This is a genomic window from Bacteroides sp. CAG:633 (genome assembly GCF_000435115.1).
Lineage (GTDB): Bacteria > Bacteroidota > Bacteroidia > Bacteroidales > Bacteroidaceae > Bacteroides > Bacteroides ndongoniae.
The window spans coordinates 1-10,881 of sequence record NZ_FR883017.1 but is presented as its reverse complement, the minus strand read 5'-3'; the positions used below and the strand labels follow the sequence as shown (position 1 = coordinate 10,881).

At 47.0% G+C, this 10,881-nt stretch carries 9 protein-coding genes and 1 pseudogene; 9 read left to right on the top strand and 1 reads right to left on the bottom strand.

Going from position 1 to position 10,881, the window contains the following annotated elements; translation table 11 throughout:
- Positions 1-327 precede the first annotated feature (327 nt).
- The gene (locus QVP67_RS03480; protein WP_022162165.1) at positions 328-816 is read left to right on the top strand and encodes a Fur family transcriptional regulator; all 489 of its coding nucleotides are present in this window, start codon (positions 328-330) and stop codon (positions 814-816) included.
- Positions 813-2,084 (top strand): adenylosuccinate synthase, encoded by a 1,272-nt coding sequence (locus tag QVP67_RS03475; protein ID WP_022162164.1) that lies wholly within the window; start codon positions 813-815, stop codon positions 2,082-2,084. The genes QVP67_RS03480 and QVP67_RS03475 overlap by 4 nt, the downstream gene beginning before the upstream one ends.
- A gap of 185 nt (positions 2,085-2,269) precedes the next feature.
- Here the strand turns inward: QVP67_RS03475 and QVP67_RS03470 are convergent, their stop codons facing one another.
- Complete coding sequence (locus tag QVP67_RS03470) at positions 2,270-2,614, bottom strand: winged helix-turn-helix transcriptional regulator (protein WP_022162163.1); 345 nt, start codon at positions 2,612-2,614, stop codon at positions 2,270-2,272.
- A 196-nt stretch (positions 2,615-2,810) separates the two neighbouring features.
- Between QVP67_RS03470 and QVP67_RS03465 the strand changes: the two genes are divergently transcribed.
- The 7 genes and pseudogenes from QVP67_RS03465 (at position 2,811) to QVP67_RS03435 (ending at position 10,797) form a co-directional block, all read left to right on the top strand.
- On the top strand, positions 2,811-3,791 hold the full coding sequence (locus QVP67_RS03465; protein WP_022162162.1) for an aldo/keto reductase: 981 nt from the start codon (positions 2,811-2,813) through the stop codon (positions 3,789-3,791).
- Between the two features lie 213 nt (positions 3,792-4,004).
- A complete protein-coding gene (locus QVP67_RS03460) occupies positions 4,005-5,309 on the top strand; it encodes an alpha-L-fucosidase (protein ID WP_022162161.1) in 1,305 nt (434 codons plus the stop codon).
- A 147-nt stretch (positions 5,310-5,456) separates the two neighbouring features.
- A complete protein-coding gene (locus QVP67_RS03455) occupies positions 5,457-6,152 on the top strand; it encodes a zinc metallopeptidase (RefSeq protein WP_022162160.1) in 696 nt (231 codons plus the stop codon).
- A gap of 96 nt (positions 6,153-6,248) precedes the next feature.
- A complete protein-coding gene (locus QVP67_RS03450) occupies positions 6,249-8,231 on the top strand; it encodes a family 20 glycosylhydrolase (protein WP_441293828.1) in 1,983 nt (660 codons plus the stop codon).
- Positions 8,232-8,251: 20 nt separating this feature from the next.
- Entirely contained in the window at positions 8,252-8,746 is a 495-nt protein-coding gene (locus tag QVP67_RS03445; protein WP_022162158.1) for a 3'-5' exonuclease, read from the top strand.
- A gap of 818 nt (positions 8,747-9,564) precedes the next feature.
- A pseudogene (locus tag QVP67_RS03440) lies at positions 9,565-10,296 on the top strand (Fic family protein); the annotation flags it as partial.
- Between the two features lie 99 nt (positions 10,297-10,395).
- On the top strand, positions 10,396-10,797 hold the full coding sequence (locus QVP67_RS03435; RefSeq protein ID WP_288179861.1) for a hypothetical protein: 402 nt from the start codon (positions 10,396-10,398) through the stop codon (positions 10,795-10,797).
- The last annotated feature ends 84 nt before the right edge of the window (positions 10,798-10,881 follow it).

The following is a 10,881-nucleotide window of genomic DNA, read 5'->3' as shown; positions in this document are numbered from 1 at the left end:
AAAAAGTAGTAAGAAAGTTACAAAAAAAAGAAACTTTTCCCGATTTTCTTCGTTACTACTTATGAGTAGTTAATTAAGTAGTAATATCAGTAGTAAGTAGTCATACTATAAATAATATCAGTAGTAATATCAATAGTAGGTAGTCATACTAATGTATTATCAGTAGTAAGTAGTTATATGATGTCCTTACTTTAGATATTATGTCTTTACTTTGGAAATCTATTTTTCTCTCTTTCTCTGTAGTTTCTAAAGAAAAAATCCCTATTATCACTTGCTTTCAACAAAAAAGGCTTAACTTTGTAAGCTGTAATTTACTGCTACCCCGATATGGAAAGTCAGAATGTGAAAGATACGGTCAGGCAGATATTCACCGAATATCTCAATGCGCACGGGCATCGCAAGACACCCGAACGTTACGCCATACTCGATACCATCTATTCCATTGACGGGCATTTCGACATTGATACGCTTTACTCGCTGATGGCCGATCAGGAGAATTTCCGTGTCAGCCGTGCCACCCTCTACAATACCATTATTCTGCTTATCAATGCCCGGCTGGTCATCAAGCACCAGTTTGGCACATCTTCCCAGTACGAAAAATGTTATAACCGCGATACGCATCATCATCAGATCTGTACGCAGTGTGGCAAGGTGACCGAGTTTCAGAACGAAGAGCTGCAGCATGCTATTGAAAATACCAGACTGGGGCGTTTCAACCTGACGCACTATTCATTATATATGTATGGCTTGTGCAGCAGGTGCGAGCGTGCCAACAAACGGAAAAATAAGAACAACAATAATAAAAAAGAAAAATGAAAGTAGACATTCTATTAGGATTGCAATGGGGCGACGAAGGCAAAGGCAAAGTCGTCGACGTATTAACTCCGAAGTACGATGTAGTAGCACGTTTTCAGGGTGGACCGAATGCCGGTCATACGTTGGAGTTCGAAGGACAGAAATATGTGCTCCGTTCCATCCCCTCGGGTATTTTTCAAGGTGACAAGGTAAATATCATCGGTAATGGTGTCGTGCTCGATCCGGCTTTGTTCAAGGCTGAGGCCGAGGCGCTGGAAGCTTCCGGACATCCGTTGAAGGAGCGTTTGCACATCTCCAAGAAGGCACACCTCATTCTGCCTACTCATCGTATTCTGGATGCTGCTTACGAAGCTGCCAAAGGCGATGCCAAAGTAGGTACTACCGGTAAGGGAATCGGCCCTACGTATACCGACAAGATCAGCCGTAACGGTGTGCGCGTAGGCGACATCCTGCACAACTTCGAGCAGAAATATGCAGCTGCCAAGGCCCGTCACGAGCAAATCCTGAAGAGCCTGAACTATGAATACGACCTGACCGAACTGGAGAAAGCCTGGTTTGAGGGTATCGAATACCTGAAGCAGTTCCCGCTGGTAGACAGCGAGCACGAAGTAAACGGACTGTTGAAGGAAGGCAAGTCGGTGTTGTGCGAAGGTGCACAGGGCACGATGCTCGACATCGATTTCGGTTCTTATCCGTTTGTAACCTCTTCCAACACCATTTGTGCCGGAGCCTGCACAGGTCTGGGTATAGCTCCTAATAAGATTGGAGATGTATACGGTATCTTTAAGGCCTACTGTACACGTGTCGGAGCTGGTCCGTTCCCTACCGAGCTGTTCGACGAAACCGGTGAGAAGATCGGAGCACTGGGACATGAGTTCGGAGCAGTGACAGGTCGTAAACGTCGCTGTGGATGGATCGACCTGGTAGCTTTGAAGTATTCGGTGATGATCAACGGCGTTACCAAACTGATTATGATGAAGAGCGATGTGCTCGACACATTCGATACCATCAAGGCATGCGTAGCTTACAGAATGAACGGTGAAGAAATCGAATACTTCCCCTACGACATTACTGAAGGTGTAGAGCCAGTTTATGTAGAACTGCCGGGTTGGAAGACCGACATGACCAAGATGCAGAGTGAAGACGAATTCCCTGAAGAGTTCAATGCGTACCTCACCTTCCTGGAAGAACAGTTGGGCGTACCCGTTAAAATCGTTTCAGTAGGTCCCGACCGCGAACAGACGATCGAACGATATACCGAAGAATAAGCCAGGATTTCGGATTCGAAAGAAAAATAAGAAGAGGGCTTGTCAGGAAAAACATGATGCCTTGTTCGCTGCCTGATGGCGGGGATGTTGCGTAATCGTGGTTTCCGGACAGGCTCTCTTCTTTTTTATTGAGCACGAGCGAGAAGTTTTCCGGGGTATTACCGGCTGGGGCAGTACGTAGCCGTTTACAGTTTCAGGGCTTCGTAGATGTGGCGGTGTTCTTCTCCCCAGTCGTCCATTATGTCGATGATGGGCAGCAGGCTTTTACCCAGTTCTGTCAGATGGTATTCGCTGTGGGGTGGCAGTTCCGGATAAATAGTCTTGGCTATGATCTGGTCTTCTTCCAACTCGCGGAGGTTCTGGTCCAGTACGCGGTTGATGGCTTCCGGTATTTCCCGATGAAGCTGGCTGGGACGTTTAGGCCCCTCGCGTAAGGCATCGATGATGCAAGGTTTCCATTTTGAACTTATCACACACATGGTGATGCGGATGCCGCACGACAGATCCAAAGGATTTTTTCTTTTGTACATGGCTTATTTTTGTTTTATGCGCAAAAGTATGAATTATATTCTGTTGTAAGTCAGTATACCAGTTAATTTATCGGTATATGTATAATTTCTCATGTATTTATTAATTCAATGTCGTATACTATCTTTGTGCTTATAATTGCAGATATGGATATACTATTATTGCTTACTGGTATAATTATAAAAAAGGACTGACATTATGAATTACAGAATTTTAGGGAAAACCGGCTTTCGTATCAGCGAGGTTTCACTTGGCACATGGCAGCTGGGTTCGAAGTGGGGCGATCCTTTCGATAAAGAAGTAGCCTTCAAAACGCTTGAAGCAGCATGTGAGCAAGGCATTAATTTCTTCGATACAGCCGATATTTATCAGGGCGGATTGAGCGAAAAAACTATTGGCGAGTTCTTGAAAGGACGTAGCGAGCGCATTTACGTGGTGACGAAATGTGGTCGGGGACTTAATCCTCATAATGCGGAAGGCTATAATGCCGAAAACATCCGTCGGTTTGTTTTCAACTCCTTGCAGAATATGCAACGGGATTGTCTCGACATGGTACTTCTGCACTGTCCGCCTTCGGAGGTCTACTCCAAGCAGGAAGTGTTCGATACGCTCGATGCGTTGAAGCGGGAAGGCCGTATTCTGCATTATGGAGTAAGCGTGGAACGTATCGATGAGGCTCTGGAAGCAATGAACCACGACATCTCGGCCATAGAAATCATATTCAACATGTTCCGTTTGCGTCCGGCTGATGAACTGTTCGCTAAAGCCAAGCAGCAGAATGTGGGGATTATTGTCCGGGTGCCTTTGGCAAGTGGGTTGCTTTCGGGAAAATATACGCTGGAAACTACCTTTGGTAAAGACGACCACCGTTCGTACAATCGTAACGGAGAATTTTTCGATAAAGGCGAAACCTTTTCCGGTGTCGATTATACTACCGGCGTTAAGGCGGCACAAGTGCTCAAAGAACGGTTGAATACTGACAACCTGGCTTTGGCTGCCTTACGCTACATTCTGATGTACGATGCTGTCAGCACGGTGATTCCCGGAGCCAGCACACCTGCCCAGATTGCAGCCAATGCAGCCGCTTCTGCCCTTCCTGCATTTACTGACGAAGAGATGAAGGTGGTGCGTGATGTATACGATGAATATATCAAGGAGCAGGTTCATAAGTTGTGGTAAAAACGGCATTATTCGCTGTTTTTATTCGCGGTTTTCATCGATTTCATTAACTTTGTATGTTGTACGCCCGTGGTGGCAGAACGGTTGTCTGTTCTGCCGGCATGGGATACATTATATATAATATAGTATAACTATAAGGTTACATCGGGATCTGAATATAGCTTACTTATTGACGGGTACTGAGGTAGCTTTTACAAAAAACAATGGTGATTTATGAAAACACATTTTCTTGCTTCCCTGCTGTTGCTGGCCGGCTTGTCACTTCCGCTGCGTGCCCAGCATTATGTTCCTACTGAGGAGAATCTGAAATCCCGCCAGGAGTTTCGCGATGCCCGTTTTGGTATCTTCCTGCACTGGGGCTTGTATGCCATGCTGGCTACGGGCGAGTGGACCATGACCAACAACAACCTGAACTATAAGGAGTATGCCAAACTGGCAGGAGGTTTCTATCCATCCCGCTTCAACGCAGCCGAATGGGTGGCTGCCATCAAGGCTTCGGGTGCCAAGTATATCTGCTTCACCAGCCGTCATCACGAAGGATTCTCCATGTTCCATACCCAGTACTCCGATTACAATGTAGTCGATGCCACTCCTTTCAAGCGCGACATCCTGAAGGAACTGGCCGACGAGTGTCACAAGCAGGGCATCCGTCTGCACCTGTATTATTCGCACCTCGACTGGTATCGCGAAGATTACCCATGGGGCCGTACCGGCCGCGGGACAGGACGTCCCGACGCCAAAGGCAACTGGCCTACCTATTATCAGTTTATGAACAACCAGCTCACCGAACTGCTTACCAACTACGGCCCGATAGGAGCCATCTGGTTTGATGGTTGGTGGGATCAGGATCAGAATCCCGACTTCGACTGGCAGCTTCCCGGACAGTATGAGCTTATCCACAAGTTGCAACCTGCCTGCCTTGTAGGCAACAACCACCATCAGGTGCCTTTCGAAGGCGAAGATATCCAGATTTTCGAGCGCGATCTGCCGGGCGAAAACAAGGCTGGACTTTCGGGACAGGACGTCAGCAGCTTGCCGCTGGAGACGTGCGAAACCATGAACGGCATGTGGGGATATAAGATTACCGACCAGAACTACAAGTCGGTTAAGGCTTTGATTCACTACTTGGTGAAGGCGGCAGGCAAGGATGCCAACTTGCTGATGAACATCGGCCCTCAGCCCGACGGCTGTCTGCCCGAAGTGGCTGTACAACGCCTGAAGGAGGTCGGCGAATGGATGCAGACTTATGGCGAAACCATTTACGGCACGCGTGGCGGATGCATTACTCCACACGACTGGGGAGTGACGACACAAAAGGGGAACCGCCTGTTTGTACACATCCTGAACCTGCCCGACAAGGCGCTCTTCCTGCCACTGGAAGGCAAGCAGGTGAAACAGGCGCTCGACTTCGTTACCCGTCAATCACTGAAGTTCAAGCGGGTGGAAGGCGGCATCACCCTGCTGCTTGATGAAGTGCCGACCGAAACCGATAAAGTGGTTGAATTGGTGCTCGGCTGAGGAGAAATCAATGTTTCTGGCGGAAAATCTATAATCTGTGTTAATTCTTGTGGTATCCTGCCAATCTTCCGTTATATTTGGCAAACAATTTGTTCTGATATTTGAAAAGACAAATTTGGATTATTAATTTAAAGTAAAGAAAACAGTATGGGAACAGGAATGATAGGAATGCAATGGATTATATTTATCGGTGTAGCCGTGCTGAGTTGGCTAGTGCAGATGAATTTGCAAAACAAGTTCAAGAAGTACTCGCAGATACCTACCAACAATGGCATGACCGGAGCCGACGTAGCGCGTAAGATGCTTAACGACAACGGCATCTACGACGTGCAGGTGACTCATACACCGGGCCACTTGACCGACCACTACAATCCGGCCAACAAAACCGTGAATCTGAGTGAAAGTGTGTACAACAGTAATAGTATCATGGCCGCTGCCGTAGCTGCCCACGAGTGTGGCCACGCCTTGCAGCATGCCCGTGCCTATGCGCCGCTTACCATGCGCAGCAAGTTGGTGCCGGTAGTTTCGTTTGCTTCCAGCATCATGACTTGGGTGATATTGGCAGGTATTCTGATGATCAATTCTTTTCCGGAATTGCTGTTGATCGGCATTATTCTTTTTGCCACTACTACGCTGTTCAGCTTCATCACCTTGCCGGTCGAGATCAATGCCAGCAAGCGTGCTTTGGTATGGCTCAGTGCCAGTGGCATTACCAATGCCTACAATCATGACAAGGCCGAAGACGCTCTTCGTTCTGCTGCCTACACTTACGTAGTGGCTGCATTGGGCTCGTTGGCTACGCTGATCTACTACATCATGATCTATCTGGGACGTCGTGAGTAATTTTTAGAATCATATTGGGATGGACGCATCATTTGGCCGGAGTGCAGGTGATGCGTCTTTTCCTTATTTTGCTAACTTTAAACAATATCTCTTATGATGAAACCGTTTTTTTCAGCTTCCCGCACCTTGTGTTTAGTTCTTTTTCTTTGTATGCAGTTGGGCGTGTATGCCCTTAACGAAAAACCTTTTGTCATTCCCGAACTGAAAGAGTGGAAGGGAGCAGATGGCATGTTCCAGCCTTCTGCCGACATGCGTATTGTATGTGGCGAGCCAGCCTTGCGGACGGTAGCCGAGGCATTTGCTGCCGATTACGGACAGATGTTCGGCACTGTTTTTCGGGTGGAGGAAGGAAAGCCGCGCACCGGTGACATCTTTCTGACTTTGAAGAAAGACAAGAAACTGGGAACCGAAGGTTATGCCATCCGAGTGGATCGTACCGTTACCGTTTCTGCTCCCGAAGTGGCCGGTGTTTACTGGGCTACGCGTACGTTGCTTCAGATGAGCGAGCAGAACGCTGACCGTTGTTTGCCAAAGGGACAGATACGCGACTATCCCGACTATGCTCTGCGTGGCTTTATGATGGATTGCGGCCGCAAGTTCATCCCCATGTCCTACCTTCGCGACCTGGTCAAGGTGATAGCTTACTACAAGATGAACACTCTTCAGATACACCTTAACGACAATGGCTTCAAGCAGTTCTTCGGTCACGACTGGGGTCGTACCTATGCTGCTTTCCGTTTGGAGTGTGATACTTATCCTGGGCTGACGGCACGCGACGGCTACTATACGAAACGCGAGTTCATCGACTTTCAGAAAGAAGCTGCCGGTCGTTTTGTCGAAATCATTCCCGAAATAGATGCTCCTGCCCATACGTTGGCATTCACTCATTACAAGCCCGAAATAGGCAGCCGCGAGTACGGCATGGACCATCTGGATCTGTTCAACCCCGAAACGTATACATTCATGGATGCTCTTTTCAAGGAGTATCTGGAGGGTGACGAACCTGTCTTCTGGGGACCGCGTGTGCACATCGGCACTGACGAATATTCCAATAAGAAGAAAGATGTAGTCGAGAAGTTCCGTGCCTTTACCGACCGCTATATCCGGTTGGTCGAGAGTTATGGCAAGCAGGCTTGTGTGTGGGGAGCGTTGACCCATGCGGCAGGCGATACTCCGGTCAAGTCGGAGAATGTCGTCATGAGTGCCTGGTATAATGGCTATGCCGAACCCAAAGCTATGGTGGAGCAGGGTTACAAACTGATCAGCATTCCCGATGGTCTGGTCTATATTGTCCCGATGGCGGGTTATTATCATGACTATCTGAATGACGAATATCTGTACAACAAGTGGACGCCTGCCCATGTAGGAAAGGTGGTGTTCGATGAGAAGCATCCGGCCATTCTGGGTGGCATGTTTGCCGTTTGGAACGATCATGTGGGTAACGGCATCTCTGTCAAGGATATACATCATCGTCTCTTCCCGGCTTTGCAGACTTTGTCGGCGAAAACATGGGGAGCACAGCCCGCTCTGCCTTATGCCGATTTCGACCGTTTGCGTCGTCAGTTGAGCGAAGCTCCGGGTGTAAACCAGCTGGCACGGATCGGCCGTGAACCGGCTATGGTCTGCCAGGCAGCGGAGGTTGTTCCGGGTTCTTCTTTGTCTTATCCCGAAATCGGTTATGATTATACGGTAAGTTTCGATCTCGAAGCTGCTGCCGAAGCACCGGGCACCGAGTTGTTCCGTTCGGAAAACGCTGTTTTCTACCTGTCCGACCCTGTAAGCGGACTGTTCGGCTTTGCCCGCGACGGCTATCTGAATACATTCGGTTACCGGCCTTATCCGGGCGAAAAGGCAAACATCCAGATTAAGGGCGACCACATGTCTACCGCCCTCTTCGTTGACGGCCGTCTTGTCGAGAAGCTGGATGTTCAGAAGCGTTACTTCAACGCCGGCAAGGACTCCATGAACTATGTGCGTACGCTGGTATTCCCGTTGCAGAAGGCGGGAGACTTCAAAAGCCGGATTTCCAACCTGAAAGTATTCAATTATGTTACCGGTTCCGACGCTGTAAACGACTGATAGAGGAGGGAGGACGGACGATGAAGGATTTTGCAGCCATCGATTTCGAGACGGCCAACGGCAACCGTTCCAGTGTGTGCAGTGTGGGCTTGGTCATTGTCCGCGACGGACGGGTGACCGACCGTTTCTATCGTCTGATACGTCCTTACCCCAATTTCTACAGCTATTGGAATACGCAGGTGCACGGCCTGACGTGGCACGACACTGCTGCTGCCGCTCCCTTCCCCGATGTGTGGAAGGAGGCGGCACCGCTTATTGGCGACCTGCCTTTGGTGGCGCACAACAGTCCTTTCGACGAAGGCTGTCTGAAAGCCGTTTTCCAGGCATACGGCATGGACTATCCCGGCTATACATTTCACTGTACTTGCCGCGCTTCGCGCCGCGTCTTCGGCAAGGAACTTCCCAATCATCAGTTGCACACCGTGGCGGCTCGTTGCGGTTACGACCTGACCCAGCACCATCATGCTTTGGCCGATGCTGAGGCATGTGCGTGCATTGCGTTGCTGATACTTTGATTGACGCTTGCATGGCTTGCGAGGGACACTTGCACGGCTCGGGAGAAACACTTGTGTGGCTCGGGAGCGACGCAAGCAATACTCGTGGGGATTGTAGGCAATACTTGGCGGGTTTGCTGGAAAAACTCGTGGGCTTTGTGTGCAAAACCTGGCGGCATTGCTTGTAATATGCGGTGGGATTGCTTATTATTTGGCTGGAGATTGCTTGTTACGGTGGCTAACTACCGATGTTGTCTTCCTAAAGTGGGTAGTTACGTCCGCCAAGTGGCACTTTGCGGGTGAAAGATGGATACGCGGACTACGCAGAATGAGGCGGACTTACACGGAGAAAGAATGAGAAAGAGGAAAATTGCTTTCACGCCTTCACCTGAAATTTAGAGCGTTGGTATTCATGCGGATATGGTGAAAGATGTGGCTTCACGGAGGTTTCACCTTGTGCTTTCACTTTCTCCAGGTTTTCTTATTTTCTTCGGTTTCACTTCATGAAAAGCATAATTTTTAATCGCTTGATAGATAGGTGAATATGGTGAAGGATGTAACGTACATGCAAGTGCTTACTGATATATGTATGAATTTAGTTTTTTGCTGCATGCTATCAATGTCTGTACAGATATACCACAAATATTATTTCTTGTGGTGTCCTTATGCAGAATCGGGAAAATATGCATGATGCAAACGAACAGGGAAGGGGGGGATAGTTGTACTTAAAACATATCATGCTGAAAACATTGAAAAAGGTTGTATACTTATAACCTTTTTGCGATGTTTTTTATATCTTTGTGTTGTTTGTTACAATATAACTCCATGCATTATGTGAAGTATCTCGTAATCTGCCTGGAGGAATACAAACGAGTTATGTGATTCATGCAGGGCAGTATAAGACGCGGCCAAATAGTGTCATTACGCGATACGGAGACAGATTCGATTATGCTTCACCCGAGGAGACTCCAGGCTTGATGGGTGATCTGGTGGATTGGTATAATGCTGCAGAACAGGAGGGAAAACTTTCGCCCGTAGAGTTGGCTGCATTATTTCATTATCGTTATATACGTATTCATCCTTTTGAGGACGGTAATGGTCGTATTGCCCGACTGATGGTAAATTATATTCTGACTCGTCATGATTATCCTATGATTGTAGTCCGTAGTCGTAAAAAAAGTGAATATCTGGAGGCTTTGCATCAGACTGACCTTGAAGTCGGTCCACTTCCTAGCGATGGCGCACATGCTGATATTAAGGATATTCGCCCTTTCATGAAATACTTCAATGACTTGGTTACAACAGAAGTATACAATGATGTACTATTTATAAGTGAAAGAAAAGAGAATGTGTGGTGGTATGATGGGGAACGTATTGTGTTCCGGACGCCTAATTATACAAAAATTCTGAATGCTATGCGAACACAACCTTCTCTAACGCTTGCAGATATGAAAGAGGAAACGGGCATCAGTGTAACAGCTATTCAGAAACTATTGGATCAGCTGATTTCTAAGAAGTATGTTGAGCGTGGAGAGAAAGATGGAAGTTGGAGGGTATTTGTGACGCAGTGATACAATAGTTGTTTTTAATATAGAGACACCCTGGAATATTTTATAGGAACCATATCCACTGATGGATGTACGGTTTATAGAATGATTACGTATATGCATATGAATGAATATGAAATATTGATAGCGAGTCCTTTTGACAGGGAATATTTGGTTGCTGAAATTTGTCATAAGTTATTGTTTGCTGAAATAAATCAAGAACATGGTTATCTGGAAATACAAATCTATCCTACTTCTAATCAGAAAATTGTGTTGTCTTTAAAAAAGTTTGTTGAAGCAATAACTGCTGCCAAGAAACATCTTCAAGCTAAACATATACATGTGGTCGCCGTGAATAATATAACAATATTGCATAAAGACAGTAATAAGGTTTGTTTAGTTTATGAAAACATGATTTTTGCCACAGTATCAGCCAATTTTTTAGAGATAAACATTCCTAAAGGAAGTTTCTTAAAATTACCGTTGGATAAATTGTTAGAGATTTTAAACTCTTATATTACGTGATAATATTTGCTCGGCTGCTGGTGTATTTTAAACGTAAGATGCAGCGGAGTATAAGGTAAGCTTCCAAAATTGGCGTATTGACTA

Bases quoted from the DNA above. Each gene is read 5' to 3' on its own strand.
- QVP67_RS03480 (WP_022162165.1), top strand. From the start codon at position 328: ATGGAAAGTCAGAATGTGAAAGATACGGTCAGGCAGATATTCACCGAA.
- QVP67_RS03475 (WP_022162164.1), top strand. From the start codon at position 813: ATGAAAGTAGACATTCTATTAGGATTGCAATGGGGCGACGAAGGCAAA.
- QVP67_RS03470 (WP_022162163.1), bottom strand. From the start codon at position 2,614: ATGTACAAAAGAAAAAATCCTTTGGATCTGTCGTGCGGCATCCGCATC.
- QVP67_RS03465 (WP_022162162.1), top strand. From the start codon at position 2,811: ATGAATTACAGAATTTTAGGGAAAACCGGCTTTCGTATCAGCGAGGTT.
- QVP67_RS03460 (WP_022162161.1), top strand. From the start codon at position 4,005: ATGAAAACACATTTTCTTGCTTCCCTGCTGTTGCTGGCCGGCTTGTCA.
- QVP67_RS03455 (WP_022162160.1), top strand. From the start codon at position 5,457: ATGGGAACAGGAATGATAGGAATGCAATGGATTATATTTATCGGTGTA.
- QVP67_RS03450 (WP_441293828.1), top strand. From the start codon at position 6,249: ATGAAACCGTTTTTTTCAGCTTCCCGCACCTTGTGTTTAGTTCTTTTT.
- QVP67_RS03445 (WP_022162158.1), top strand. From the start codon at position 8,252: ATGAAGGATTTTGCAGCCATCGATTTCGAGACGGCCAACGGCAACCGT.
- QVP67_RS03435 (WP_288179861.1), top strand. From the start codon at position 10,396: ATGAATGAATATGAAATATTGATAGCGAGTCCTTTTGACAGGGAATAT.